Raw genomic sequence first — 26,123 nt, 5'->3', positions numbered from 1 at the left:
GGCCGCACGTCCCCGCGCGCCCGCCGGGCTTCCCATGCCGCGTTCCGCAATGAATGCCCGTGTCCGGCCGTCACCAGCGCCGGGCACTCGACAGTGACGGAATCCCTGTGATCACCACTACGGGCCTGACAAAGGTCTACCGCTCACGCGGCCGCGAGGTCACCGCCCTCGACGGCGTCGATCTCCACGTCCGCGAGGGCGAGGTGTACGGCGTCGTCGGCCAGAGCGGCGCCGGCAAGTCGACCCTCATCCGCTGCGTCAACCTCCTGGAGCGCCCCACCTCCGGCACGGTCACGGTGGCGGGCCAGGACCTGACCGCCCTCGCCGGGCGCGGCCAGCGGGCGAACGCCGCGCTGCGCCAGGCGCGCAGCCGCATCGGCATGGTCTTCCAGCACTTCAACCTGCTCTCCTCGCGCACCGTCCAGGCCAACGTCGAGCTGCCGCTCGAGATCCTGGGCGTCTCCGGCAAGGAGCGCGGCCGCAAGGCACTCGAACTGCTCGACCTCGTCGGCCTCGCCGACAAGGCCAAGGCCTACCCCACCCAGCTGTCCGGCGGTCAGAAGCAGCGCGTCGGCATCGCCCGCGCCCTGGCCGGCGACCCCAAGGTGCTGCTCTCCGACGAGTCGACCTCCGCGCTCGACCCGGAGACCACCCGCTCGATCCTCACGCTGCTGCGCGACCTCAACCGGCAGCTCGGTCTGACCGTCCTCCTCATCACCCACGAGATGGAGGTCGTCAAGACCATCTGCGACTCCGCGGCCCTGATGAAGGGCGGCCGCGTCGTGGAGTCCGGCACCGTCTCCGAACTGCTGGCCACGCCCGGCTCGGAGCTCGCGGCCGAACTCTTCCCGGTGGGCGGCGAGCCCTCCGGCCCCGGCCGCACGGTCGTCGACGTCACCTTCCACGGTGAGGCCGCCACCCAGCCGGTCATCTCCCAGCTCTCCCGTACGTACAACATCGACATCTCGATCCTGGGCGCCGCGATGGACACCGTCGCCGGCAAGCAGGTCGGCCGGATGCGCATCGAGCTGCCCGGCCGCTTCGAGGAGAACGTCGTCCCCATCGGCTTCCTGCGCGAGCAGGGCCTGCAGGTCGACGTCGCGGACGTGCGGACCGCCCACGACACGGCCTCGGCCGACGCGATCCTCAAGGACGGTGCCCAGTGACCTGGACCGAGATGCAGCCGCTGCTGCGTGACGCCTGTCTCGACACGCTCTTCATGGTGTGGTGGTCCACCGTCTACGCCGTCGTCGGCGGACTGCCCCTGGGCCTGCTGATCGTCCTCACCGACCGCGGTGCCCTGCTGCAGAACGCCGTGGTGAACAAGGTCCTCGGAGCGGTCCTCAACCTCGGCCGCTCGCTGCCCTTCATCATCCTCATCGTCTGGCTGATCCCCTTCAGCCGCTTCGTGGTCGGCACCTCCATCGGCCCCAGCGCGGCCGTGGTGGCGCTCGCCGTCGGCGCCGTCCCGTTCTTCGCCCGCCTGGTGGAGACCGCCGTCCGCGAGGTCGACCACGGCCTCGTCGAGGCCGTGCAGTCGATGGGCGGCGGCACCTGGACGATCGTCTTCAAGGTCCTGCTCCCGCAGGCCCTGCCCTCGCTCATCGCGGCCCTGACCACCACCGTCATCACCCTCATCGGCTACTCCGCCATGGCGGGCGCGGTCGGCGGCGGCGGGCTCGGCAACCTCGCCATCACCTACGGCTACATGCGCTCCGAGCGCGACCTGATGAACATCACCATCGTGCTGCTGATCGTCATCGTCACGGTCGTCCAGCTCGCCGGCGACCTGGCCGTGCGGCGCCTCGCCGCCCGCGGCGGCCGCTCGGCGTCACCGGTGGGCCTGCGCCGCCTCCTGCCCGCCCAGCGCAAGCCCGCCGACGCGGCCGCCCCGGCCGCCACGGAGGCCGTCGCCCCCGACAAGGCCGCCTGACGCCGGGGGCCCCGGCCCCCCACAGACCCACGAGCCCGGACCCTTTGCCGGGCAGCAACACCTCGTGAGACAAGGAAAGAGGCACTCTTCGTGCGTACTACCGTCAAGTTCACCGCCGCCGCCGCGGCAGCCGCCGCCCTCACCCTCGGCCTGAGCGCCTGCAGCGCCCCCTCCGACACCTCCAGCTCCGGGTCGTCGAAGAAGGGCAAGGACGCGGACCCCGCCGCCGAGCTCGTCGTCGCCGCCAGCCCCACCCCGCACGGCGACATCCTGAACTTCGTCCGCGACAACCTCGCGGCGAAGGCCGGCCTCAAGCTCAAGGTCAGAGAGTTCAACGACTACGTCCTCCCCAACACCGCCACCCAGAACGGTGAGGTGGACGCGAACTTCTTCCAGCACAAGCCCTACCTCGACGACTTCAACAAGAAGAACAAGACGGACATCGTGCCCGTCGTCAACGTCGAGGTCGAGCCGCTGGGCCTGTACTCCAAGAAGGGCAAGAAGGTCGCCGACCTGACCTCCGGCTCCACCATCGCCGTGCCCAACGACACCACCAACGAGGGCCGCGCCCTCAAGCTGCTGGCGGACAACGGCGTCATCAAGCTGAAGGACGGCGTCGGGGCCGAGGCCAAGCTCTCCGACGTCGAGGACAAGAAGGGCGTCCAGTTCACCGAGCTGGAGGCCGCCCAGATCCCCTCCCGCCTGGCCGACGTCGACGCCGCCGTCATCAACGGCAACTTCGCCATCAACGCCAAGCTCAACCCCGCCAAGGACTCCATCGCCCTGGAGAAGGCCGAAGGCAACCCCTACGCGAACTTCCTCGCCGTCAAGCGGGGCAACGAGGGCGACCCCCGCGTCGCCAAGCTCGCCAAGCTCCTCAACTCCGACGAGGTGAAGAAGTTCATCGAGGAGAAGTTCAACGGCGCCGTCATCCCCGCCTTCGGTGCCCCGCAGAGCTGACACCTTGTAACCTCGGCCGTCCGTACGGTCGTAGGCCCCGCGCACTCGGACCCGGTGCGCGGGGCCTACGCGCTTGGCACACCCGCCTGCCGATGCTGCATGCTGGTGCACCCAAGAGGGACCCCCGCCCACCCGCCCCCGGCGTTGGAGCAGCGCATGACTTCCACCTTTCCGGACATCTCCATCAGTACGGACCGGCTGGTGCTGCGCCCGTTCGAGGCGGGGGACGTCCCCGCGCTGGCGGAGATGATGAACGACGAGCTCACCACCGCCTGGACCTCCGCGCCCCACCCCTACACCACCGCCGACGCCCGCGACTGGGTCCTGCGCCAGGCCCCCGCGGAGCGCACCTCCGGGCGCGGAATCGTCTTCGCCGTCACCGAGTTCCTCACCCACCGGCTGGTCGGCATCGTCCACCTGCGCAACACCGACTGGCGCACCTTCTCCACCGAGGTCGCCTACGTCACCGCGCCCTGGGCCCGCGGCGAGGGCTACGCCTGCGAATCCGTCCTCGCGGTCGCCCAGTGGCTGTTCCACGACCAGCGGTTCGAACGCCTGGAACTGCGCACCGCCGCCGACAACACCGCCTCCCAGCAGGTCGCGCAGAAGATCGGCTGCATCAGCGAGGGCGTGCTGCGCAGCGCCTGGATAGCGCGCAGCCGCACGGAGGACGGCGGCTGGACCGAACTGCGCACCGACCTCATCGTCTGGAGCCTGCTGCCCGAGGACCTCGACGAGATCCGCGAGGCGCCCGCCGGCGGATACGGCTGCTCCGACTACGCGACCGCGTTCCCCGACTGGCGCTAACCACCCCGCTCCGGACAAACCGGGGTACCCTCACCCTGCTCGCCCCGGCCCCACGGGGACCCGACCCACGACAAGCCCCAGGAGACTGACGACGATGGCCGACCGGGTCACGGTGATCGGATGGGACGGCTCACCGCTGACGGACGCGGCCCGCTCCGCCCTGGCCGCCGCCACCCTCGTCGCCGGCGCGGCCCACCACCTGGCCCTCCCCGAGGTCCCGCCCGCCGCCGAGCGCATCCGCCTCGGCAGCGTCGACCTCGCCGCCCGCCGCATCGCCCAGCACCGCGGCTCCGCCGTGGTCCTCGCCGACGGCGACCCCGGCTTCTTCGGCGTCCTGCGCACCCTGCGCGCACCCGAGCACGGGCTGGAGGTCGAGGTGGTGCCGGCCGTCTCCTCCGTCGCCACGGCCTTCGCCCGCACCGCCATGCCCTGGGACGACGCCCAGATCGTCGTCGCCCACAGCCGCGACCTGCGCCGCGCCGTCAACGTCTGCCGGGCCCACCCCAAGGTCGCCGTCCTCACCTCGCCCGGCGCCGGCCCCGCCGAACTCGCCCTCCTCCTCGGGGACGTCCACCGCACCTTCGTCATCTGCGAGGAGCTGGGCACCGAGCGCGAGGAGGTCACCGTCGTCACCTCCGACCGGGCCGCCGACCACACCTGGCGCGACCCCAACGTCGTCATCGTCATCGGCGGCCCCGGCGCCGCGGAGTCCCGGCCGAAGGCCGGCGGCGGCTGGATCGCCGGCCGCGACCCCGGCTACCCGCCGGCCCTGCGCGGCTGGGCCCTGCGGGGCGGCGCCTACGGTGACGGCCTCGGCGAGGGCGAGTCCACCGAGCTGCGGGCCGCCCAACTCGCCCGCCTCGGCCCCCGCGTGGGCGACCTCGTCTGGGACATCGGCTCCGGCAGCGGCGCCGCCGCCGTCGAGGCCGCCCGGTTCGGCGCCGCAGTCATCGCCGTCGACCGCGACCCCGCCGCCTGCCACCGCACCACCGCGGCCGCCCGCCGGCACGGCGTCCAGCTCCAGGTCGTCCACGGCACCGCGCCCCAGGTCCTCGAGGACCTCCCCGAACCCGACGTGGTCCGCGTCGGCGGCGGGGGAGCGGCCGTCGTCGCCGCCTGCGCCGACCGCCGCCCCGAGCGGATCGTCGCCCACGCCGTCACCCGCGACGACGCCGAGGCCATCGGCCGCGCGCTGGCCGAGGGCGGCTACGCCGCCGAGTGCACCCTGCTCCAGGCGGTGGAACTGGACACCGCCGCATGGGTGGAACGCGAACGCGCCGTCGCCTTCCTGCTGAGCGGCCGCCGCACCCACCCCTGAGGGCCGGTCACCGGCGCGGGGTAGGCTGGCGGATCGTTGTAACAGCCGCTCGGTGTCCGACGCCACACCGTCAATGCTCGGAACGCGCCCCCCGCTTGGCGCGTACAGGGCAGGGTGGCACAGGACGGCACACAACGTGCCGCAATACATGGACGCTCGTTGTTGTCTATGGGCGTGAGCGGTTGGAAGGAGCACTACCGATGGGCGAGGGGTACGCATGACCGACACCGGCCGGTTCCCGGACGAGGGACAGCCGGAGAACGCAGGCGCACTGCCCGGCCACCCGCTCCCCGCGGACGCCGCAGGTCCTGCCGACACCGGAAGCCAGGCTCCCTACACCTTCATCGACCACGACGCCGCGGACGAGGACGACCTGCTGCTGATGCCGGGTGCCCAGGGCGCCTGGATGGAGCAGCCCGCCGCCACCGGCGGCACGCACGAGACGGGTGGCCGCGACACGGGCTCGGTCGACTACACCGGCGTCCGCACGACCCCGCCCGCCGCCGCGGCCCCGGCGCCGCGCCGCCCGCTGCACATGGGCCCGCCCGTGCCAGAGCCCTCCACCGGTGTCGTCCGCTCCCTCGCCGACCGGGGCCCCGCCGCACCCCAGCAGCCCGTCGGCGCACCGGCTCGCCAGGCCGCACCGCAGGCCGGCGGCGTCGAGTACCTGGACGCGGGCCCCGACGAGACCCTTGGCGGCGCCCCGGCCACGGCCTTCGTGCCCGCCCAGAACACCGGTGCCGCCGCGGTGCAGACCGCCCCCGCGCCGGTCGCCCCCGAGATGGTGGCCGCCGCACCGGCCGTTCCGGCCGAGGGCGCCGCCGTCGCGGCGACGACGACCGCCGGCGGCCCGGCGGTGGCCGCCGAGCCCGTGGCTGAAGCCGTGTCAGCGCCTGCCGCGCAGCAGAGCGCCACCCCCGAGGAGACGCCGGCCCACGGCCTCGACCTCGGTGCCCCGCAGCCGGCGCCCGCCGTGCTCCAGCAGGACGCCGCGGCCGGCGTGCTCGGCCGGCTCGCCGCCGTGGTGAGCGCCGACGCCCACCCCCAGGGCGCCGCGCAGCCCGCCGGGGAGACCGGCGGTGCCGACGGGACGCCGCTGCCGCCCAGCGTCGCCGTGCCGGCCGACGGCGGTGCCGAGGCGGCCGCCCCGCAGCCCGTCCAGGCTCCGCCCGCCCCCGCCCAGGAGGCTCCGCCGGCGCCCGCTCCGGCCGTGGCCCCCGAGCCCCAGGGCGCGGAGGCGCCGCCCACGTGGGAGCTGCCGGAAACGCCGGAGGCCGTCGCGGTGGAGGCGCCCGAGCAGGTCACCGCGCCGCAGCCCGAGGCCGTCGCCGAGCCCGTACAGCCCGCCCAGCCAGTCGACGTGCCGCCCGTTCAGCCCGAACCGGCCGTGGCCGTCGTCGCGGACGCCCCCGAGGCGGTCGCCGAGGCCGTCTCCGTGCCGGCGCAGCGCGCCGTGGAGGAGGCACAGCCGGTGACGGACGCCGCCGAGCCGGTCGCGGCCCCGGTCGTCGCCGAGGCCGTGGCGCCGGACGCGACCGTGACCACCGCCGAGGCCGCGCCCGCGCAGCCGGCCGCGGCACCTGAGCCGCAGGCCCCGGCCGCCCCGGTCGTCCCGCAGCCGCAGGCCCCGGCCGCCCCCGAGGCGGAAGCGGTGCCCGCGCAGCCGGAGCCCGTCCAGGCCCCGGTCGCCCAGCCGGAGCCCGAGCAGCCGGTGGTGGAACAGCCCGCCGCGCCGGTGACCGACCAGGCCGCCGTGCCGCAGGAGCCCGCCGCTCCCCAGGCCGCCGTCGCCCCTCAGGAGCCCGCCGCCGTTCCCGTCGAGCAGCCGGCCCAGGCCCCTGCCCCGGTGACGGCGCCCCCGGCTGAGGTCCCGGCACCGGCCCAGGACGCCGAGGCCGTGGCGCCCGCGCCCGCTCCGCAGCAGCAGGCGCCCGTCGCCGCCGACGCGGCCCCGGCCGCTCCGCAGCAGCACGCGCCGGCCGAGCCCGCCCCCGAGGCGGAGCCCGTCCCCGTCCAGAGCGCGCCTTCCGGCACGGAGGAGGCCCAGCCCGCGCAAGCGTCCCCGGTGGCTCCGGAGGTCCAGGAGCCGCAGGCAGCCGACGTCACCCCACAGTCCCCGGAAGCGCCGCAGACCCCGGAGGCCCCTGAGGCCGTCGAGGCCCCGGAGGCCCTCGAAGCCCAGGAGCCGGCCGCCGCGCCCGAGCCGGTGGGCCCCCCGGCCCCCGCCTTCGACGAGAGCGAGCGCGCCGCCGTCCACCGCGTGATCCGCGAGCGCCGCGACATCCGCAACGGCTTCCGCACCGACCCCATCCCGCACGAGGTGCTCCTGCGGGTGCTCGAAGCGGCGCACACCGCCCCGAGCGTCGGGCACTCCCAGCCCTGGGACTTCGTCGTCATCCGCTCCGCGGAGACCCGCAAGGCCATGCACGAGCTGGCCGTGCGCCAGCGCGAGGCGTACGCCAAGTCGCTGCCCAAGGCCCGGGCCAAGCAGTTCACGGAACTGAAGATCGAGGCGATCCTCGAGACGCCCGTCAACATCGTCGTCACCGCGGACCCCACCCGCGGCGGCCGCCACACCCTGGGGCGGCACACCCAGCCGCAGATGGCGCCGTACTCCTCCGCCCTCGCCGTGGAGAACCTCTGGCTCGCCGCCCGGGCCGAGGGCCTCGGCGTCGGCTGGGTGAGCTTCTTCGACGAGCGCGAGATGGTCCGCGAGCTCGGCCTGCCCGAGCACCTGGAGGTCGTCGCCTACCTCTGCGTCGGCTACGTCGACGAGTTCCCCGACGAGCCCGAGCTGATGCAGGCGGGCTGGTCCAAGCGCCGGCCGCTGTCCTGGGTCGTCCACGAGGAGACCTACGGGCGGCGCGCGCTGCCCGGCGAGGACCCGCACGACCTGCTCGCCGAGACCCTGCGCGGCATCCGCCCGCTGGACGCCAAGGCGCTCGGCGAGGCATGGGAGCGGCAGAAGCGGATGACCAAGCCGTCCGGCGCGCTCGGCATGCTGGAGATCATCTCCGCGCAGCTGTGCGGCCTGTCGCGCAAGTGCCCGCCCCCGATCCCGGAGCCCGCCGCCGTCGCGATCTTCGCGGGCGACCACGGCGTGCACCACCAGGGCGTCACGGCCTGGCCCCAGGAGGTCACCTCCCAGATGGTGGCCAACTTCCTGGGCGGCGGAGCCGTGTGCAACGCCTTCGCCAAGCAGGTCGGCGCCGAGGTCTGCGTCGTCGACGTGGGCGTCGCGAGCGAGCTGCCCAGCACCCCCGGCCTGCTGCCCCGCAAGATCCGGCCCGGTACGAGCGACTTCACCACCGGCCCCGCGATGTCCCGCGAGGAGGCGCTGCGCGCCGTCGAGGTGGGCATCGAGACCGCCCGCGACCTCGTCACGGCCGGCAACAAGGCCCTGCTCACGGGTGAGATGGGCATCGCCAACACCACCGTGTCGGCCGCCCTCATCGCCGTCTTCACCGGCGCGGACCCGGCGGAGATCACCGGCCGCGGCACCGGCATCAACGACGAGATGCACGCCCGCAAGATCGACGTGGTCCGCCGGGCGCTGGAGCTGCACCGGCCGGACCCCGAGGACCCCATCGGCGTCCTGGCCGCCGTCGGCGGCCTGGAGCACGCCGCGCTGGTCGGCCTGATCCTCGGCGGCGCGTCGCTGCGCACGCCGGTGATCCTGGACGGCGTCAGCGCGGGCGCCGCCGCGCTGGTCGCCCGGGCCATCGCCCCCGAGGCGCTCGCCGCCTGCATCGCCGGGCACCGCAGCGCCGAGCCGGGCCACGTGGCCGCGCTCACCAAGCTGGGTCTGCGGCCGCTGGTCGACCTGGACCTCCGCCTCGGTGAGGGGACCGGAGCCCTGCTCGCCCTGCCGGTCGTCCAGAGCGCCGCGCGCGCGATGCACGAAGTGGCGACGTTCGACACCGCGGGCGTCACGGAGAAGGGCTGACGCCCTGGGGGTCCGTCACCCCGCGCCACGGCGCGGGGTGACGGACCCCCAGGGGACGAGGCCCGGTCCGCCCCCGCCCCGCCCACCGGCCCGCGCCGCACCATAAGGTGTCCCCACCAGCGCATTCGCACGAGGAGACCCCGGATCATGGCCGAGCCCGCACACGTTGCCGCCTACCCCGTCGGACTGCGCCTCGCGGGACGCCGCGTCGTCGTCCTCGGCGCGGGTCAGGTGGCCCAGCGCCGTCTGCCCGCCCTGCTCGCCGCCAAGGCGGACGTCCTTCTCGTCTCCCCCTCGGCCACCCCCTCCGTCGAGGCGATGGCCGACGCCGGCGAACTGCGCTGGGAGCGCCGCCGCTACCGTGACGGCGACCTCGACGGCGCCTGGTACGCCCTGATCTCCACCGACGACCCCGCCGCCAACGAGGCCGCCTCCGCCGAGGCCGAGGCCCGCCGCGTGTGGGCCGTGCGCAGCGACGACGCCGAGGCCGCCTCCGCGTGGACGCCGGCTACCGGCCGCGCCGCGGGCGTCACCGTCGCCGTCCTCACCGGGCGGGACCCCCGCCGCTCCGCCGCCGTGCGCGACGCCGTCGTCGAAGGACTGCGCGACGGCTCGCTGGCCGCCCCCCACCACCGCACCGCGGCCAAGGGCGTCGCCCTGGTCGGCGGCGGCCCCGGCGACCCCGACCTCATCACCGTCCGCGGACGCCGGCTGCTCGCCGAGGCCGACGTCGTCATCGCCGACCGGCTCGGCCCCCGCGACCTCCTGGACGAGCTGCCGCCGCACGTCGAGGTCATCGACGCGGCCAAGATCCCCTACGGGCGCTTCATGGCCCAGGAGGCCATCAACAACGCCCTCATCCAGCACGCCAAGGCCGGCAAGGCCGTGGTCCGCCTCAAGGGCGGCGACCCGTTCGTCTTCGGCCGCGGCATGGAGGAGCTCCAGGCGCTGGCCGAGCACGGCATCCCCTGCACCGTGGTGCCCGGCATCTCCAGCACCATCAGCGTGCCCGCCGCGGCCGGCATCCCCGTCACCCACCGCGGAGTCGCCCACGAGTTCACGGTCGTCAGCGGCCACGTCGCACCCGACGACCCCCGCTCCCTCGTCGACTGGGAGGCAGTCGCCCGCCTGCGGGGCACGCTCGTGCTGCTGATGTCCGTCGAGAAGATCGGCGCCATCGCCGAGACGCTCATCGGGCACGGCCGCTCCGCCGACACGCCCGTCGCCGTCGTGCAGGAGGGCACCACGGCCGCCCAGCGCCGCGTGGACGCCACGCTCGCCACGGTGGGGGAGCGGGTCCGGGCCGAGGACATACGCCCGCCGGCCGTCATCGTGATCGGCGACGTCGTGACCGTGGGCCCGGACACCCACCGCTGACCGCCGCAGGCACCCGTACGCGCACCCACCGAACCAGGACGAACCCAGCATGGCCGAACTCATCACCATCGACGACCCCGGCGACCCGCGCCTGCACGACTACACCGGCCTGACCGACGTCGAGCTGCGGCGCCGCCGCGAGCCCGCCGAGGGGCTGTTCATCGCCGAGGGCGAGAAGGTGATCCGGCGCGCCCACCAGGCCGGCTACGCGATGCGGTCGATGCTGCTGACCGCGAAGTGGGTGGAGGTGATGCGGGACGTCATCGACGACGCCGACGCCCCCGTCTACACCGTCACGCCCGAGCTGGCCGAGCAGGTGACCGGCTACCACGTCCACCGCGGCGCGCTGGCCTCCATGCAGCGCACGCCCCTCCCGGACGCCGGCGAGCTGCTGCGCGACGCCCGCCGCGTCGCCGTGCTCGAAAGCCTCGTGGACCACACCAACATCGGTGCCATCTTCCGCAGTGCCGCGGCCCTCGGCATGGACGCTGTCCTGCTCTCCCCGGACTGCGCGGACCCGCTCTACCGACGGTCCGTCAAGGTCTCGATGGGCGCGGTCTTCTCCGTGCCCTACGCACGTCTGGAGAGCTGGCCCCGCGACCTGGAGACCGTGCGCGAGGCGGGCTTCCGACTCCTGGCCCTCACCCCCGACGAGAAGGCCACCTCCATGGACGAGGCGGCTCCGCACCGGCTGGAGAGGGCCGCGCTCATGCTGGGCGCGGAAGGTGACGGCCTGTCGGCCCGCGCGCTGAGGGCGGCGGACGACTGGGTCCGCATCCCCATGGCGCACGGGGTGGACTCGCTGAACGTCGGCGCGGCGGCGGCAGTGGCCTTCTACGCCGTCACGACGGGACGCCCCGAAAGCTGACGGCCGACTCGCCGGCGTCCTCTCACCCGTCGGCGGACGACCCGCCGGGGCCTGCCGCGGCCCCGCCCGACACCACCGGCGGGGAGGGCAGCCGGTCCATGCTGTGCGCCGGCCCCTGGCACCCCTGGGCCGCGGCGATGCCCAGGGCCACCAGCAACGTCACCACGACGAACACGATCAGCCGCTGGCGCAGCAGCTTGCGGTCCGGCCCCGGCCGCCGGGCACCCGGCCCCGTACGCGCTCCGGCCCGGGAACCACTGCCCCCGCGCCTGGCCCGCGGCGGGGCCGGCCGCCGCTCGGGCGCCCGGTGGGCCTCGGGTGAGCGCAGCGGTGCGTGCGGGCGCGGCGTGGGGGAACCGCCCGGCTGCCGCTCGGTGCGCTGCCGCTCGTACTCCGCGGCCCGGCGGGCCGGGGGACGGTCCGGCTCCCGGCGCGGCGACGGCGGACGGCCCTCGGACAGGCCGTGGGCCTCGCGGGCGGCGATCTCCTTCAGTCGCAGGGACAGCTGGAGGGTGCTCGGGCGCTCCTCCGGGTCCTTGGCCAGACACGCGTGGATGAGCGGGGCGAGCGCGTCCGGCACGCCCATGAGCTGCGGCTCCTCGTGCACCACGCGGTAGAGCATGACCTCCGAACTGCCCTGCCCGAAGGGAGAGTCGGCCGTGGAGGCGTAGGCGAGCGTGGCGCCCAGCGCGAAGACGTCCGTCGCCGGCGTGACCGCGGCACCGCGCACCTGTTCGGGAGCGAGGAAGCCCGGCGAGCCGACGGCCGTGCCGACGTGGGTGAGCGTGCTGGCACCGGTCGACCAGGCGATGCCGAAGTCGATGATGCGGGGGCCCTTGGGGGAGAGCAGGATGTTGGACGGCTTGAGGTCGCGGTGGACCACGCCCGCGTCGTGCACCGCGAGCAGGCCCTCGGCCAACGCCGCCCCGATGGAGGCGGTCTGAGCCGCCGACAGCGGCCCCTCCTCGTTCACCTTGTCGTGCAGCGAGGGGCCCGGTACGTACTGCGTGGCGAACCACGGCCGGTCCGCCTCCAGGTCGGCGGCCACCAGCCGTGCCGTACAGCCGCCGCGGATCCGGCGTGCGGCCGAGACCTCGCGCGCGAAGCGGGAGCGGAACTCCTGATCCTCCGCCAGGTCCGGCCGGATCACCTTCAGCGCCACCCGCTGGCCCCGCCGGTCGGAACCGAGGTAGACCACACCCATGCCGCCCGCGCCCAGCCGACGATGCAGCCGGAACGAGCCGACGACACGCGGGTCCTCGCGCCGGAGCCGCATCATCGTCATCTTCGTCCCCTACCTCCGGTGGGGCTGCCCCACGTAGCTGCCCGGCGTCTGACGTGCCACAGCTTACGGATTGACGGACGGTCGCGCTCAGAGGCCGCGCATGCGTCGGCAACTGGATTGGCGGAGCCGCGCGGGGCACCCCCGGCGCCGGGCGCCGCCGCCGGCCGTGCCCGCCCCGCTCGCCGCCCGGTCGCCAAGGCGCCTGCCCCGAAGGGGGGTTGGCGGCGCTCGGGCCGGTCGGGGCGGCGGGGCCCCGGCCGCGCGGGCCGCGAGCCGGGCGCCCGGCACGACGTGCGCCGGGGGCGGTGGGAAAGCCGGGACGGGAACCCCCGTATGTGTGGCGGAAGTGATCGAATTCACCTCGGGTGCGGACGCCGGACGGCCCCGCGCCCGGCCGCGACGACCGCCCCCGCAGCCGGGTCACCGCGCCGGCCGCTCCCCCTCCTGCCGGCCTCGTCAGGGAAGTCCCCCAGGCGGCGGGCGCCGGTCTCCACCCACGGGAGTAGCCGTCTCCACCCGGCCTCATCCTCCGGGGGAACCGGCAAGCGGTACGAGGGCATGACGCCGGGCCGGTGCCGCGCGCCTAGTGTTGAGGTCAAGCGGCGGGCACAACACTCGTCCCCCGAGGTCAGGTGCCCGCCGCTGCCAAGACGCACGGAGGGAGAGGGACGATGGCGGATCTCGCACGCGACACGGGCCGCCCGGCACACCACCGGGCGGCGGACGTCCTCGGCGACCGCCCGTCCTCCACCCGCCACCCCCTGGTCGCGGCTGCGATGGTGCTGCCCCTGGCAGCACTGCTCGCCGTGGCCTTCGGCGGCTGGGACGCCGTCGTCATCCAAGCGTCGTCCGTGGCCGGCATTCTGGGGCGCTGAGCGCTTCGGGTCCGGGAGAGCGGCCCGGGCCGGGGACACACCGGCCATAACCCCGTGGGGACGGGGGTGCGGCGGACGGCACGACTGGCCGGGTACCTGGGGAGGTACCCGGCCGTCGCGTTTTCGCAGGTCAATGCGGTAGTGAGAAGAAACCCGGGAACGCAAAACGGCCGGGGGCCGGAACACTGTGGTTCCGGCCCCCGGCCGATCAAGTGCGCGATACTGGGATTGAACCAGTGACCTCTTCCGTGTCAGGGAAGCGCTCTCCCGCTGAGCTAATCGCGCAGGAGGGTCCGTGTGGACCCTGGTGGACGATACTGGGATTGAACCAGTGACCTCTTCCGTGTCAGGGAAGCGCTCTCCCGCTGAGCTAATCGTCCGGGGATCATGCGTGGATCATGCGTGCGCGATACTGGGATTGAACCAGTGACCTCTTCCGTGTCAGGGAAGCGCTCTCCCGCTGAGCTAATCGCGCAGGAGGGTCCGTGGGGACCCTGGTGGACGATACTGGGATTGAACCAGTGACCTCTTCCGTGTCAGGGAAGCGCTCTCCCGCTGAGCTAATCGTCCTTGGAGGTGGAGACGGGATTTGAACCCGTGTAGACGGCTTTGCAGGCCGTTGCCTCGCCTCTCGGCCACTCCACCAGGAGTGCGGGGGGTTCGGGAAGATCCCCCCAACTCGAGCGGACAACGAGACTCGAACTCGCGACATCCACCTTGGCAAGGTGGTGCTCTACCAACTGAGCTATGTCCGCACTCTGTCGTTTCTCCGGAGCGCTTCCGCGTCCCGGCGACGTGTTGAACTTTAGCGGATTCCGGCGCCAGCTCAAATTCCGTTTGCCCAGCATGCTGCGCTGATCCTCCACCGGGGCCGTCCCGACGGGCCGCGCCATAGACTCGATGACGTGCTGCACCTGTCTGCCATGGCCCGATTCGGCGGCCTCCTCGCCACTGACCTGCGCGACGTCACCAGTGACCCCGCCGCCCTGGAATCGACCGGCTGGTGGGCCGTGGTCGCCGACTTCGAAGGAGGTCTGACCTGCGCACGCTTCGGCGACGTGCGCCCCGCCCCGGCCCCCGCACCCGGCCGCTGGCGGGGCCCGGACCCCCGGCAGTGGACCAGCTCCCTCGACCACGCCGCCTACACCGCGGGCGTGCGCCGCATCCGCGAGCACATAGCCGCCGGCGAGGTCTACCAGGCCAATCTCTGCCGCGTGCTCAGCGCGCCCCTGCCCGACCCGGCCGCCACCGACGTGGACGCCCTCACCGCGCTCCTGGCCCGCGGCAACCCCGCCCCCCACGCGGGCACGATCCGCCTGCCGGCCCACGGCGTCGAGGTCGCCACCGCCTCGCCCGAGCTGTACCTGCGCCGCACCGGCCGCACCGTCGAGTCCGGGCCCATCAAGGGCACCGGCCGCACCGCGGCCGACCTCCTGGAGAAGGACCACGCCGAGAACGTCATGATCGTGGACCTGGTCCGCAACGACCTCGGCCGCGTGTGCGCCACCGGCTCCGTGACCGTCCCCGCGCTCTGCGCCGTCGAACAGCACCCCGGCCTGGTCCACCTCGTCTCCACCGTGCGCGGCGAGATCGCCCCCGGCGCCGGCTGGCCGGAGCTGTTCGCCGCCACCTTCCCGCCCGGCTCCGTCACCGGCGCCCCCAAGGCCAGCGCCCTGCGGATCATCGACTCCCTGGAGACCGCCCCCCGCGGCCCCTACTGCGGCGGCATCGGCTGGGTGGACGCCGACCAGGGCACCGGCGAGCTGGCCGTCGGCATCCGCACCTTCTGGATCGACCGCGAAGCCGCCGGCGGCCCGGCGCTGCGCTTCGGCACCGGCGCCGGCATCACCTGGGGCTCCGACCCGGAGCGCGAGTGGGCCGAGACGGAGCTCAAGGCCGCCCGGCTCCTCGCGATAGCGTCGGCCGCACACACGCCCGCAGAAGGGACGAGACGGTGATCATCTGGCTCGACGGCACGCTCCGTGACGCGGAAAGCTCCCAGGTCTCCGTGTTCGACCACGGCCTCACGGTCGGCGACGGCGTCTTCGAGACGCTCAAGGCGGCCGACGGCCGCGCCTTCGCCATGACCCGGCACCTGGCCAGGCTCGCCACCTCGGCCCGCCTGCTCGGACTGCCCGAACCCGACCTCGACGAGGTCCGCCGGGCCTGCGCGGCGGTCCTCGACGCCAACCCCATGCCGCTGGGCCGGCTGCGCGTCACCTACACCGGCGGCATCGCCCCGCTGGGCTCCGACCGCGGCGCCACCACCCCCACCCTCGTCGTCGCCCTCGCTGAGACCTCCCGGCGGCCCGACGTCACCGCCGCCGTCACCGTCCCCTGGACCCGCAACGAACGCGGCGCCCTCGCCGGCGCCAAGTCCACCTCCTACGGCGAGAACGTCGTCGCCCTCGCCCACGCCCACAAGCGCGGCGCCACCGAGGCACTGTTCGCCAACACCGTCGGCGCCCTGTGCGAGGGCACCGGCTCCAACGTCTTCGTCGTCCTCGACGGCGAACTCCACACCCCGCCGCTCTCCTCCGGCTGCCTGGCCGGCATCACCCGCGCCCTGGTCCTGGAGTGGACCGGCGCCAAGGAGACCGACCTGCCCTTCGACGTGCTCGACCGCGCCGAGGAGGTCTTCCTGACCTCCTCCCTCCGCGACGTCCAGGCCGTCCGCGCCCTCGACGGCCGCCAACTGCCCGCCGCACCCGGCCCGGTGACCGCCAAGGCCATGCGGGTCTTCGACGAGCGCTCGGCCGCGGACCCCGACCCGCAAACCGGATGACGCGCGGCCGCGGGGCAGGTACAACACCAACGTGACCACCACCCTGCGGCCCACCGCACCCGAACGGCGCACCGAGGACGGCGGCCGGTCCCGTACGTACGAGATCTGCGTCAACAGCCGGCCCGTCGGCAGCGTCGACCTGGCCACCGACCACCGCTTCGGACCGCGCTTCGGCACGATCGCCCGGCTCGTCGTCGACGAGCCCGACCGCGGCCGGGGACGCGGCACGGTCGCCGCGCTCGCCGCGGAGGAGGTCTTGCGCGGCTGGGGCTGCGGACAGGTCGCCGTGAGCATCCCGGCGAGTGCCACGCGGGCCCTCGGCCTCGCGGGCGCCCTCGGCTACACCGAGCGCAACCGGTCCATGGCCAAACCGCTGGCCGAGGCCCCCGCACTGCCCGCGGGCAGCACCGCCCGGCCCATGACCGAGGAGGAGTTCCCGGCCTGGCAGACGGCGGGGAAGGCCGCCTACGCCGCGCACTGGGCGGACCGCGGCATACCCCGCGCCCAGGCCCTGGCGAAGGCCGAGCGCGACCACGCCACGGCGCTGTCACGGGGCCCGGCCACCCCGGGCGCCGTCCTGCGCGTCCTCACCCACGGCGGCGAGGACGTCGGCACCCTGTGGTTGGCCGTCCGCGACGGGGCGGCCTTCGTCTTCGACGTCCTCGTCGGCGCCGCCCACCGGGGCCGCGGCCACGGCCGCACGCTGATGCGCCTCGCCGAACGCGAGAGCCTGGCCGCCGGGGCCCGCACCCTGGGCCTCAACGTCTTCACCGACAACATCCCGGCCCTGAGGCTGTACGAGTCGCTCGGCTACGAGCCCACCGACTACCACCTCTACAAGCCGCTGTTCTAGGCGCCCCCGAAGGAGCGCCGTGCGCCTCAGCCGGCCAGCAGGCGGTCGGCGATCTCCTCGACGCGCTCCCGCAGGCCCTCCTGGCTCTTGCCGCCGTCCAGCCGCACGCCGTCGATGACGTAGGTGGGCGTCCCCGTCACGCCCATCGCCTTGCCCTCGGCCTGGTCCGCGTCGACGATCAGCATGTGCCGGCCGTCGATCAGCGCGGTGTCCACCTCCTCGGCGTCCAGCCCGAGCTCGCCCGCCACCTCGACCAGCAGCTTCTCGCCCCGCTCCGCCAGCTCCCCGGTCCGCGCCAGCACGGCCTCGACGTACGGCCAGGCCTGCCCCTGCTCGGCCGCCTCCTCGGCCGCCTGGGCCGCGGCGTAGGCGTGCTTGTGCTTCTCCAGCGGGAAGTGCCTCAGCCGGATCTCCAGCCGGTCGCCGTAGCGGGCCCGCAACGCCCGGAGGTCGTCGAGGGCCTGGTGGCAGTCGGGGCACTGCAGCTCGCACCAGACGTCGAGGACGGGGCGGACGGTGGGGAGGGGATCGGTATCGCTCATGGGGCCAGTCTTCCAGCCCGCACGGGATGAGGGCAGCTCGGTCCTGGGGAGGAGTCCGCCCCCGAGACCGACCCGGAGATCTCCCCGATCCGGCCGCGGGCCGTGGCACTCGCCGCCGCGGCCGGTGCAGGATGGAGGAAGGAGACCGCCGTCGGCAGGAGGACCGGATGCTGATCTCGACCGTATGCGCCGCGGTGTCCGCGGCCGGCCTGGGAATCGCCCTGCTGACGGCCTACCGCAAGCGCTTCCTCGCCGCGACCCGCATCGCCGCCTACGCCCTCGTGCCCATCGGGCTGGTCCTGACGGGCGTGATCGACTGGGTCACCGACCTGGTCTTCAAGCCCAGCGTCTGGGCGGGCTTCGGGATCCTTGCGCTCTCTGCCGCGCTGTTCATGATCAGCAGGGCCGTCGAGCGACGCCGCGGCGGCACCCGCAAGGAGCGCCGCCGGGCCGCGGCGGCCGGGCGGCCCGAGGCGCTGGCGCCCACGGCCTCCGCCCCCTCCCTCGGCTCGCCCCGCCAGGCCGAGCGCCCGAAGGCCGGCAAGGCGAAGCCCCCGCAGGGCGACGGCGAGGACTTCTCCGACATCGAGGCGATCCTCAAGAAGCACGGAATCTGACGAACTCCGCCCGAAAGGTGGAGCGTTGGTGAGGTGACCGGCAGGGGCTGCGCCATGATCTGTCGGAGATGAACGACGAACCGGCCGAGATCACCGACGAGCCGCGAGGCTGTCTCTTCGCACTGTCCCAACCGCCGCTGATGTTCTTTCTCGCCTTCATAGCCACGCTGATCCTGCTCACCGCCGTGCACGACCTGTACCGCTGGTGAGCGGACCCCGGCGCCGCCCGGCGCGGGGCGGGCCGTCCTCACTCCGCGGCGGCCTCCCGCCGCCGGGCCCGGTAGGCGGCCACGTGCAGCCGGTTCCCGCAGGTACGGCCGTCGCAGTAGCGGCGCGACCGGTTGCGGGACAGGTCGATGAAGGCGCGCCCGCAGTCCGGCGCCCCGCACCGCCGCAGCCGCTCCAGCTCGCCCTCCACCAGCAGGAACGCCAGCGCCATCCCGCCGTCCGCCGCCAGGTGCTCGGCGAGGGAGGCGCCGGGTGCGAAGTAGTGCACGTGCCAGTCGTAGCCGTCGTGGTCGGTCAGGCGCGGCGTGGTCCCCGCCTCCGCGACCAGGGCGTTGAGCAGGTCCGCCGTCGCGCGCGCGTCCTGGGAGTCGAACACCTGGATGAACCGGTCGCGCGCCGAGCGCACGGCCGCCAGGTCGGGCTCCCGGAGCGCGCCGATGCCGCTGAAGTCGTGCCGCCGGACGTACTCCCGCAGGGCGGGGAGGTCGGGCAGCTCGGTGTTCAGCAGGTCGACGACGGCGTCGAGCGTGCGCCGGATGTCGTGGTTGATCAGCACGGAATCGTTCGCTCCCTGGCCGGGCGGAGGAGGGTCTGCGAGAGGGCGGCACATGTTCGACTGCGGGCAGCGACTCTAGCGGCTTCCCTCGCGCGGCGACTCCCCGGCCGGGGTCCCGTGCGGTGCCCGGCGCGACGGCGCCGCCGCCGCGGTGGCTCCGCGGCGGCGGCGTGTGGTGCCGTTATGCGAGACGTGCGCGCGCGACCTCCCCGAGTGGGCCGGCGCGCTCCGGGTCAGCCCCGGCCCGGCTTCAGCTCTCGGCCAGGATGTGCGAGAGCTCGGTGTCCAGGTCGAAGTGACGGTGTTCGGTGCCCGGTGGGACGGCGGCGTCGGTCCTCTTCAGGAACGACTCCAGCGCCCGCGCCGGCGCCTCGAGCAGGGCCTCGCCCTCCGGCGAGCTCAACGCGATGCAGACGACGCCCTGGCCGTGACTGCGCGAGGGCCAGACGCGGACGTCGCCCGTGCCGGTGGGCCGATGCAGGCCCTCCGCGAGCAGGTCCCGGGCGAAGACCCATTCGACGGTTTCTTCGGCTCCGGTGTGGAAGGTGGCGTGCACGGCATAGGGATCGGCCGTGTCGTACCGCAGGCCTGCGGGTACAGGCAGTGAGGATTCGCTCGACACAACGAGGCGCAGGTGCAGCTCGCAGCTGACCGTGGTGTTCATAAGCGCCAAGGCCTTTCGCTCAGTGTGCGCTCGGGGATTCGCACGTCGGCGAAATCGACATGCCACCTACGGTGCCGTTGTAAACCCCTCTGACCGTTTTGGGACTGTTCGGATACCCCGGACGGCCCAGCCGTCACGCCGCGCGCTCCGCCGAACCGGTGAGTTCCCGCCCGTCGGGTAACTTGGGCCGCATGAACGCGGAGCGTGACGAGCGGCGGACCGCCGCGACAGAGGGTGACGAACAGGGCGAAAAGGGGCTCGGCTCCCGGGCCCCGCACTTCATCAGGCGGTCCCGCCCCCTGCACCTGAGCTGGCAAGTCGGCGTCTTCGTCGTGGGCCTCGCCGTCGTCGCCGCCGGCATCGTCATGCTGCCCCTGCCCGGCCCCGGCTGGCTCGTGATCTTCGCCGGCATGGCCATCTGGGCCACCGAATTCGTCTGGGCCCAGCTCGTCCTGCGCTGGACCAAGCGCAAGGTCACCGAAGCCGCCCAGCGCGCCCTCGACCCCAAGGTCCGCCGGCGCAACATCATCCTCACCGTCACCGGCCTCGTGATCGTCGGTGTGCTCGTCGGCCTCTACGTCGCCAGCTACGGCCTCCGGCCGCCCTGGAACCTCGGCCACTGACGCCGGCCGGCCCCTGACCAGGCACGGGTGGTTCTGGGCACCCTCTGACATGCGGTAATGTTTGCGGTGCGCCCGGGCGATTAGCTCAGCGGGAGAGCGCTTCGTTCACACCGAAGAGGTCACTGGTTCGATCCCAGTATCGCCCACATCGGACCGAGGGTCCGCGAGGTTCACACCTCGCGGACCCTCGGTCTTTTCGCGCACCCGCCCGCCTCCGGAATCCGGACCCGATGCCGGGCGGAGGGGGATTTGATGAAGGAGCCCCGCGGCCTGTATTGTTCAGTGCGTTCCCGGGGGAAACCCCGAGGGAAACCCGGGCGATTAGCTCAGCGGGAGAGCGCTTCGTTCACACCGAAGAGGTCACTGGTTCGATCCCAGTATCGCCCACGCCCGGGGAAGGCCGGTCCATCAACTGATGGGCCGGCCTTTCGCATGACCGGCCCCGCGCCGCCGCCCCCTCAGGCCGCGGCCGGCAGATCCGGCCGCAACGGCCACGCCGGATCGCACTCCTCCGTCGAACCGTTGCGTGTGAACCACGCCTGCAGGCCCCGCGCCTGGGCCGCGTGCCACAGCGCCTGCCGCGTGTGCAGCTCCGCCGGACTCAGCCGCTCCAGCCGGGACGCGAACCGCCGCCCCACCGCCCGCACGACCTCCAGCGCCGCCGCCGCGTCCGCCGCCGCGTCATGGGCCCCCGACAGCACCACCCCGTACTGGTCGCACAGGTCCGACAGTGTCCGGCGGCCCTTGCGGTAGCGGTCCAGGTGCTTGTCCAGCACCCACGGGTCCATCACGCACAGCGCCGCACCCCCCAGATACCCGGCGAGCGACGACGCCCGGTGCCGGCGCAACTCCCGGTCCAGCAGCGTCAGATCGAAGGGCGCGTTCATCACCACCAGCGGTATGCCGCGCGCCGCGTGCCCCGCCAGCGCCCGCGCCACCTCCTCCATCACCGGCGCGGGCCACCGGCCGTACCGCTGCAGATGGTCGTCGTTCAGACCGTGGATCGCGGTCGCCGCCTCCGGAACCGGCACCCCCGGATTCACCAGCCAGCGGGTGACCACGGGAACGGCGCCCGTCTGCGACTGCGTCACGAAAGCCGCCGACACGATCCGGTCGCGCTCCACATCCACCCCGGTCGTCTCCGTGTCGAAGGCCGCCAACGGCCCCTCGAACCAGCACGGCATGAAGCAACTCCTTGAGTCCGTCCGGCAATTGGCGTGTTTCCCCTCCCTGCCAGGTGATACCCGGCCAGCCCGCCGCCCGAACCGCCGCTGTTTGCCGGGGAGTTCGTCTGGAGACAACACAGATGTACGACCCAAGACCGGCGAGCCCGGAAGGTTTTTCGGACATGGCGCTCGCTCAGCCCGACCCGGCCGCACCCCCGGACCACCGCGCGCCCGGGCCTCTCGCCGCGCTCCGCGGCGCCCTCGCCACCACCGCCTGCATGGAGACCTTGCAGATCGGCTACCTCCACGCCGTCGCGGCCGCCGCCGGCTGCTCCCTCGCCCAGCCCTTCCCCGACAACGGCATCGACTGGCACCTCAGCCACAGCGCCCCCGGCCACACCACCGACGACGAGGTCACCATCAAGGTGCAGCTCAAGTGCACCTACCAGCTCGGCCCCCGCCACCCCGCCGACGCCACCTTCGGCTTCACCCTCGACAACGACCACCTGGCCAAGCTCGCCCGCACCCCCGTGTCGGTCCACAAGATCCTCGTCGTCATGATCGTCCCGCGTGCCCGGGAGGACTGGCTGCGCGCCGGGCACGACCGCCTCGAACTGCGCCACTGCTGCTACTGGACCAACCTCGCCGGCCACCCCGTCACCGGCAGGCGCAGGACCACCGTGCGCATCCCGACCTCACGCGTCTTCGACGACCGCGCACTCTGCGAGATCATGACGCGGGTCGGGGCGGGAGGGAGACCCTGATGCACAGGCCGACCGCACCACCCCCCGGCGGCCCCGACCCCGCCGTCCTCGGCGTCCTCCTCGCCCGCCACGGCTGGCGACGGCGCGGAGGAGAGCCCGGACGCTACGGCCGCTGGACCCCACCCGAGGGCACCGGCCCCGGCACCAGCCTCCTCGTCCCCGAAAGCCACGCCTTCCCCGACAGCGCCGACCTCCTCGCCGAGGCCCTCACCGCCCTCGAACACACCGTGGCCCCCTCGGCCCGCGACATCCTCGTCGCCCTGCGCGTCCCCAGCGACGAGATCCGCTGGCGACGCGAGATCCCCGCCCCCCGGGCCCCCGCCGCCGCCTGGACCGCCCAGGAACGCCTGCGCGCCGGAGCCCGCGCGATGCTGCTCGCCGGAGCCCTCGCCGCCCGCGCCCACGCCGGCTACCACGGCGCCCGGCACCGCCGCCGGGCCGAGGCCGCCCTCGACGCCCTCCTCACCGGCCCCGCCCCCGGCGGCCGGGAGCTCACCGTCTTCCTGCCGGTCGGCCCGCCCCCCGCCCCAGCGGCCGAAGCGGCGGCGGCGACCCCGGCCGAAGGCGGCCGCCCCCTGGCCACGGCACTGCTGCGCGCCCTCCAGGCCACCCGCGACGCCACCGACTACCAGCGCGCCACCGGCCGCATGGACGCCTTCGACACGGCCGTCGGCGCGGGCGTCTGCCGGGAGCTGACCGAAGCCCTCGTCGCCCTCGTCGCCGGCTCCCAGGGCATTCGCGTCGGCGTGGAATGGGCCCCGGCGGCCGGAGTGCCCGAAGGCTTCGCGGCCCGGCCCGAACCCGTGGAGTTCTCGCCCGGCGACCTCCCCGCCCTGCGCGAGGCCGGCGCCCGGTACGTACGGGACGAGCCCGACGTCACCGTCCGGCTGACCGCGGCCGTCGTGCGGATGCGCCGCGAGGCACCCGGCGGCCCGGGCGTGGTGCGACTGAGGGTGCTCGCCGGCGCGGAGACCGGCCAGGTACGGGCCGTCCTCGGCGAGGACGACTACCGCCTCGCCGGGCACGCCCACCTCGTCGGGCTGCCGGTCAGGATCAGCGGACGGCTGGAGAGCCGGGGCGGCTTCCGCCGGCTGGCCGGCGCCGGAGACGTCACTCCCGTACCCGTCGACGAGGCCGAGCGCGACCGGCTGCTGAAGTCCCTCCACGAAAGCCACGACGTCCTCGGCGAGAAGCCCGACGCCGATTAACCGTTTAGCGACCAGGGGGCCGGGCTCGGTACGATTCAGGCGCACAGCGACCGCTGTCGCGCCCCATAAGTCAGGAGAGACCGGTGTCAGACGTCCGTGTGATCATCCAACGCGATTCCGAGCGGGAAGAGCGCGTGGTGACGACGGGCACTACGGCCGCCGACCTCTTCGCCGGCGAGCGCACCGTCGTCGCCGCGCGCGTCGCGGGCGAGCTGAAGGACCTGGCCTACGTCGTCGCCGACGGCCAGGAGGTCGAGCCCGTCGAGATCTCCTCCGAGGACGGCCTGAACATCCTGCGCCACTCGACGGCCCACGTCATGGCCCAGGCCGTGCAGGAGCTCTTCCCCGAGGCCAAGCTGGGCATCGGCCCGCCGGTCAAGGACGGCTTCTACTACGACTTCGACGTCGAGAAGCCGTTCACCCCCGAGGATCTCAAGCTCGTCGAGAAGAAGATGCAGGAGATCCAGAAGCGCGGTCAGCGCTTCTCGCGGCGCGTCGTCACCGACGAGGCCGCCCGCGAGGAGCTCGCCGACGAGCCGTACAAGCTGGAGCTGATCGGCCTCAAGGGCTCCGCCTCGCACGACGACGGCGCGGACGTGGAGGTGGGCGCGGGCGAGCTCACCATCTACGACAACCTGGACGCGAAGACCGGCGAGCTGTGCTGGAAGGACCTCTGCCGCGGTCCCCACCTGCCGACGACGCGGTTCATCCCGGCGTTCAAGCTGATGCGCAACGCCGCGGCCTACTGGCGGGGCAGCGAGAAGAACCCCATGCTCCAGCGGATCTACGGCACCGCCTGGCCGTCCAAGGACGAGCTCAAGGCGCACCTGGAGTTCCTCGCCGAGGCCGAGAAGCGCGACCACCGCAAGCTGGGCAACGAGCTCGACCTCTTCTCCATCCCGGAGCAGATCGGCTCGGGTCTGGCCGTCTTCCACCCCAAGGGCGGCATCATCCGCCGGGTCATGGAGGACTACTCCCGCAAGCGGCACGAGGAAGAGGGGTACGAGTTCGTCTACACCCCCCACGCCACCAAGGGCAAGCTTTTCGAGACCTCGGGCCACCTGGACTGGTACGCCGACGGCATGTACCCGCCCATGCAGCTCGACGAGGGCGTGGACTACTACCTCAAGCCCATGAACTGCCCGATGCACAACCTGATCTTCGACGCGCGGGGGCGGTCGTACCGCGAGCTGCCGCTGCGCATGTTCGAGTTCGGGACCGTGTACCGGTACGAGAAGTCGGGCGTCGTGCACGGCCTGACCCGTGCCCGCGGCTTCACGCAGGACGACGCGCACATCTACTGCACCCGTGAGCAGATGGGCGAGGAGCTCGACCGGACGCTCACCTTCGTCCTGGACCTCCTGCGCGACTACGGCCTGAACGACTTCTACCTGGAGCTGTCCACCAAGGACCCGGAGAAGTTCGTCGGCTCGGACGAGGCGTGGGAGGAGGCGACCGAGACCCTGCGCAAGGTCGCCGAGAAGCAGGGCCTGGAGCTCGTCGCCGACCCGGGTGGCGCGGCCTTCTACGGCCCGAAGATCTCGGTGCAGGCGAAGGACGCCATCGGCCGTACCTGGCAGATGTCGACCATCCAGCTCGACTTCAACCTGCCGGAGCGCTTCGACCTGGAGTACACCGCGGCGGACGGCACCAAGCAGCGCCCGGTCATGATCCACCGTGCCCTGTTCGGCTCCATCGAGCGCTTCTTCGCCGTGCTGCTGGAGCACTACGCGGGTGCGTTCCCGGCGTGGCTGGCCCCGGTGCAGGCGGTCGGCATCCCGATCGGTGACGCGCACGTCGAGTACCTGCAGGACTTCGCCGCCGAGGCGAAGAAGAAGGGCCTGCGGGTCGAGGTCGACGCCTCCTCGGACCGCATGCAGAAGAAGATCCGCAACGCGCAGAAGGCCAAGGTTCCGTTCATGATCATCGTCGGTGACGACGACATGAGCGCGGGCACGGTGTCGTTCCGCTACCGGGACGGCTCGCAGGAGAACGGTGTCCCGCGTGACGAGGCCCTGGCGAAGCTCGTGGACGTGGTCGAGCGTCGCGTCCAGGCGTGACGTGGTCCCCGCTTGAGCGGGGGTGAGAGGGGCGGCCCGTCCGGGCCGCCCCTCTCTGCGTTCGCCCCCACGCGGGCGCCTATGCTTCTGAGCATGACGAGTGAGCCGGAGCAGCAGTTCGGAGTAGGGGCGCCGGACGCCTTCCAGCGTCTGTGGACGCCTCATCGGATGGCCTACATCCAGGGTGAGGGCAAGCCCACCGGCCCCGGGGCCGACGACGGGTGCCCGTTCTGCTCGATTCCGGCCAAGAGCGACGAGGACGGGCTGATCGTGGCCCGCGGCGAACTCGTCTACGCCGTGCTCAACCTGTATCCGTACAACGGCGGGCACCTCATGGTCGTCCCGTTCCGGCACGTCGCCGACTACACCGAGCTGGACGAGGCCGAGACGGTCGAGCTGGCGGCCTACACCAAGCGGGCGATGCGGGCCCTGCGGGAGGCGTCCGGGGCGCACGGTTTCAACATCGGCATGAACCAGGGTTCGGTGGCGGGCGCCGGCATCGCCGCCCACCTGCACCAGCACGTCGTCCCGCGGTGGGGCGGCGACACCAACTTCCTGCCGGTGATCGGCCACACCAAGGTCCTGCCGCAGTTGCTCGCGGACACGCGCAAGATGCTGGCCGACGTCTGGCCGACCGTCTGAGAGGGCGGGAACCGGTCGTATGACGACCGGACGGGACACGCACTGC

Annotated in this window: 24 protein-coding genes and 8 tRNA genes; 21 read left to right on the top strand and 11 right to left on the bottom strand. The window is 73.5% G+C overall.

Going from position 1 to position 26,123, the window contains the following annotated elements; translation table 11 throughout:
- Nucleotides 1-107: 107 nt before the first annotated feature.
- The 8 genes from CYQ11_RS05430 (at nt 108) to CYQ11_RS05395 (ending at nt 11,209) form a co-directional block, all read left to right on the top strand.
- A complete protein-coding gene (locus CYQ11_RS05430; RefSeq protein WP_181143588.1) occupies nt 108-1,166 on the top strand; it encodes a methionine ABC transporter ATP-binding protein in 1,059 nt (352 codons plus the stop codon).
- Nucleotides 1,163-1,933 carry a methionine ABC transporter permease gene (locus tag CYQ11_RS05425; protein ID WP_099197706.1) on the top strand — a complete coding sequence of 257 codons (771 nt, stop codon included), beginning with the start codon at nt 1,163-1,165 and terminating at the stop codon, nt 1,931-1,933. Before CYQ11_RS05430 ends, CYQ11_RS05425 begins: the two co-directional genes overlap by 4 nt.
- 90 nt (nt 1,934-2,023) lie before the next feature.
- Nucleotides 2,024-2,893, top strand: a complete 870-nt coding sequence (locus CYQ11_RS05420) for a MetQ/NlpA family ABC transporter substrate-binding protein (RefSeq protein WP_099197705.1) — start codon at nt 2,024-2,026, stop codon at nt 2,891-2,893.
- A 156-nt stretch (nt 2,894-3,049) separates the two neighbouring features.
- Nucleotides 3,050-3,700 carry a GNAT family N-acetyltransferase gene (locus tag CYQ11_RS05415; protein WP_099197704.1) on the top strand — a complete coding sequence of 217 codons (651 nt, stop codon included), beginning with the start codon at nt 3,050-3,052 and terminating at the stop codon, nt 3,698-3,700.
- 94 nt (nt 3,701-3,794) lie between these two features.
- Complete coding sequence (cbiE, locus tag CYQ11_RS05410; protein WP_099197703.1) at nt 3,795-5,018, top strand: precorrin-6y C5,15-methyltransferase (decarboxylating) subunit CbiE; 1,224 nt, start codon at nt 3,795-3,797, stop codon at nt 5,016-5,018.
- 217 nt (nt 5,019-5,235) lie between these two features.
- Nucleotides 5,236-8,964, top strand: a complete 3,729-nt coding sequence (gene cobT, locus CYQ11_RS05405) for a nicotinate-nucleotide--dimethylbenzimidazole phosphoribosyltransferase (protein ID WP_099197702.1) — start codon at nt 5,236-5,238, stop codon at nt 8,962-8,964.
- Between the two features lie 147 nt (nt 8,965-9,111).
- Entirely contained in the window at nt 9,112-10,341 is a 1,230-nt protein-coding gene (cobA, locus tag CYQ11_RS05400) for a uroporphyrinogen-III C-methyltransferase (RefSeq protein ID WP_099197701.1), read from the top strand.
- A 49-nt stretch (nt 10,342-10,390) separates the two neighbouring features.
- On the top strand, nt 10,391-11,209 hold the full coding sequence (locus CYQ11_RS05395; protein ID WP_099197700.1) for a TrmH family RNA methyltransferase: 819 nt from the start codon (nt 10,391-10,393) through the stop codon (nt 11,207-11,209).
- A gap of 22 nt (nt 11,210-11,231) precedes the next feature.
- On the opposite strand, the gene CYQ11_RS05390 is transcribed toward CYQ11_RS05395, so the two are convergent.
- Nucleotides 11,232-12,494: a serine/threonine-protein kinase gene (locus CYQ11_RS05390; RefSeq protein ID WP_099197699.1), complete on the bottom strand. Its 1,263-nt coding sequence runs from the start codon at nt 12,492-12,494 to the stop codon at nt 11,232-11,234.
- 671 nt (nt 12,495-13,165) lie between these two features.
- Here CYQ11_RS05390 and CYQ11_RS05385 point away from each other — a divergent pair.
- A complete protein-coding gene (locus tag CYQ11_RS05385; RefSeq protein WP_099197698.1) occupies nt 13,166-13,369 on the top strand; it encodes a hypothetical protein in 204 nt (67 codons plus the stop codon).
- 213 nt (nt 13,370-13,582) lie between these two features.
- Here CYQ11_RS05385 and CYQ11_RS05380 read toward each other — a convergent pair.
- The 6 genes from CYQ11_RS05380 to CYQ11_RS05355 all read right to left on the bottom strand — a co-directional run bounded on the left by CYQ11_RS05380 (nt 13,583) and on the right by CYQ11_RS05355 (nt 14,124).
- Nucleotides 13,583-13,654 (bottom strand) — tRNA-Val (locus CYQ11_RS05380).
- Between the two features lie 20 nt (nt 13,655-13,674).
- Nucleotides 13,675-13,749: transfer RNA gene (locus CYQ11_RS05375), tRNA-Val, on the bottom strand.
- A 23-nt stretch (nt 13,750-13,772) separates the two neighbouring features.
- Nucleotides 13,773-13,844: transfer RNA gene (locus tag CYQ11_RS05370), tRNA-Val, on the bottom strand.
- Between the two features lie 20 nt (nt 13,845-13,864).
- Nucleotides 13,865-13,939 (bottom strand) — tRNA-Val (locus tag CYQ11_RS05365).
- Between the two features lies 1 nt (nt 13,940).
- Nucleotides 13,941-14,014, bottom strand: a tRNA-Cys gene (locus CYQ11_RS05360).
- Nucleotides 14,015-14,051: 37 nt separating this feature from the next.
- Nucleotides 14,052-14,124 (bottom strand) — tRNA-Gly (locus CYQ11_RS05355).
- Nucleotides 14,125-14,292: 168 nt separating this feature from the next.
- Between CYQ11_RS05355 and CYQ11_RS05350 the strand changes: the two genes are divergently transcribed.
- Genes CYQ11_RS05350 through CYQ11_RS05340 form a run of 3 tightly spaced genes read left to right on the top strand, consistent with a single transcriptional unit; the run spans nt 14,293 to nt 17,007 of the window.
- The gene (locus CYQ11_RS05350) at nt 14,293-15,327 is read left to right on the top strand and encodes a chorismate-binding protein (RefSeq protein ID WP_181143828.1); all 1,035 of its coding nucleotides are present in this window, start codon (nt 14,293-14,295) and stop codon (nt 15,325-15,327) included.
- Nucleotides 15,324-16,154, top strand: coding sequence for an aminotransferase class IV (locus tag CYQ11_RS05345; protein WP_099197697.1), 831 nt, complete (start codon nt 15,324-15,326; stop codon nt 16,152-16,154). Before CYQ11_RS05350 ends, CYQ11_RS05345 begins: the two co-directional genes overlap by 4 nt.
- A gap of 31 nt (nt 16,155-16,185) precedes the next feature.
- Nucleotides 16,186-17,007, top strand: a complete 822-nt coding sequence (locus tag CYQ11_RS05340) for a GNAT family N-acetyltransferase (RefSeq protein WP_099197696.1) — start codon at nt 16,186-16,188, stop codon at nt 17,005-17,007.
- A gap of 26 nt (nt 17,008-17,033) precedes the next feature.
- Here the strand turns inward: CYQ11_RS05340 and CYQ11_RS05335 are convergent, their stop codons facing one another.
- Complete coding sequence (locus CYQ11_RS05335; protein ID WP_099197695.1) at nt 17,034-17,549, bottom strand: DsbA family protein; 516 nt, start codon at nt 17,547-17,549, stop codon at nt 17,034-17,036.
- A gap of 167 nt (nt 17,550-17,716) precedes the next feature.
- On the opposite strand from CYQ11_RS05335, the gene CYQ11_RS05330 reads away from it, so the two are divergent.
- Together CYQ11_RS05330 and CYQ11_RS29415 are read left to right on the top strand one after the other, a co-directional pair.
- Nucleotides 17,717-18,166 carry a hypothetical protein gene (locus tag CYQ11_RS05330; RefSeq protein WP_099197694.1) on the top strand — a complete coding sequence of 150 codons (450 nt, stop codon included), beginning with the start codon at nt 17,717-17,719 and terminating at the stop codon, nt 18,164-18,166.
- Nucleotides 18,167-18,234: 68 nt separating this feature from the next.
- On the top strand, nt 18,235-18,375 hold the full coding sequence (locus CYQ11_RS29415) for a hypothetical protein (RefSeq protein ID WP_181143587.1): 141 nt from the start codon (nt 18,235-18,237) through the stop codon (nt 18,373-18,375).
- A gap of 38 nt (nt 18,376-18,413) precedes the next feature.
- On the opposite strand, the gene CYQ11_RS05325 is transcribed toward CYQ11_RS29415, so the two are convergent.
- Nucleotides 18,414-18,950 carry a CGNR zinc finger domain-containing protein gene (locus CYQ11_RS05325; RefSeq protein WP_099197693.1) on the bottom strand — a complete coding sequence of 179 codons (537 nt, stop codon included), beginning with the start codon at nt 18,948-18,950 and terminating at the stop codon, nt 18,414-18,416.
- Between the two features lie 250 nt (nt 18,951-19,200).
- On the bottom strand, nt 19,201-19,614 hold the full coding sequence (locus tag CYQ11_RS05320; protein ID WP_003959770.1) for an SsgA family sporulation/cell division regulator: 414 nt from the start codon (nt 19,612-19,614) through the stop codon (nt 19,201-19,203).
- A 191-nt stretch (nt 19,615-19,805) separates the two neighbouring features.
- Between CYQ11_RS05320 and CYQ11_RS05315 the strand changes: the two genes are divergently transcribed.
- From CYQ11_RS05315 to CYQ11_RS05305, 3 genes are all read left to right on the top strand, one after another.
- On the top strand, nt 19,806-20,237 hold the full coding sequence (locus tag CYQ11_RS05315; RefSeq protein WP_099197692.1) for a TIGR02611 family protein: 432 nt from the start codon (nt 19,806-19,808) through the stop codon (nt 20,235-20,237).
- Between the two features lie 74 nt (nt 20,238-20,311).
- A tRNA-Val gene (locus CYQ11_RS05310) sits at nt 20,312-20,383 on the top strand.
- Nucleotides 20,384-20,552: 169 nt separating this feature from the next.
- Nucleotides 20,553-20,624 (top strand) — tRNA-Val (locus CYQ11_RS05305).
- Nucleotides 20,625-20,695: 71 nt separating this feature from the next.
- On the opposite strand, the gene CYQ11_RS05300 is transcribed toward CYQ11_RS05305, so the two are convergent.
- On the bottom strand, nt 20,696-21,421 hold the full coding sequence (locus CYQ11_RS05300; RefSeq protein WP_099197691.1) for a 3'-5' exonuclease: 726 nt from the start codon (nt 21,419-21,421) through the stop codon (nt 20,696-20,698).
- A gap of 164 nt (nt 21,422-21,585) precedes the next feature.
- Here CYQ11_RS05300 and CYQ11_RS05295 point away from each other — a divergent pair, with 164 nt between their 5' ends.
- The 4 genes from CYQ11_RS05295 to CYQ11_RS05280 all read left to right on the top strand — a co-directional run bounded on the left by CYQ11_RS05295 (nt 21,586) and on the right by CYQ11_RS05280 (nt 26,077).
- Nucleotides 21,586-22,167: a DUF4365 domain-containing protein gene (locus CYQ11_RS05295; protein WP_099197690.1), complete on the top strand. Its 582-nt coding sequence runs from the start codon at nt 21,586-21,588 to the stop codon at nt 22,165-22,167.
- On the top strand, nt 22,167-23,375 hold the full coding sequence (locus tag CYQ11_RS05290) for a hypothetical protein (protein ID WP_104650965.1): 1,209 nt from the start codon (nt 22,167-22,169) through the stop codon (nt 23,373-23,375). Before CYQ11_RS05295 ends, CYQ11_RS05290 begins: the two co-directional genes overlap by 1 nt.
- A gap of 83 nt (nt 23,376-23,458) precedes the next feature.
- Complete coding sequence (gene thrS / locus CYQ11_RS05285) at nt 23,459-25,435, top strand: threonine--tRNA ligase (protein ID WP_099197689.1); 1,977 nt, start codon at nt 23,459-23,461, stop codon at nt 25,433-25,435.
- An 81-nt stretch (nt 25,436-25,516) separates the two neighbouring features.
- Nucleotides 25,517-26,077 carry an HIT family protein gene (locus CYQ11_RS05280; protein ID WP_099197688.1) on the top strand — a complete coding sequence of 187 codons (561 nt, stop codon included), beginning with the start codon at nt 25,517-25,519 and terminating at the stop codon, nt 26,075-26,077.
- The last annotated feature ends 46 nt before the right edge of the window (nt 26,078-26,123 follow it).

The organism is Streptomyces cinnamoneus, from assembly GCF_002939475.1.
Classification (GTDB): Bacteria; Actinomycetota; Actinomycetes; order Streptomycetales; family Streptomycetaceae; genus Streptomyces; species Streptomyces cinnamoneus_A.
This window is presented reverse-complemented; position numbering and strand designations above follow the sequence as displayed.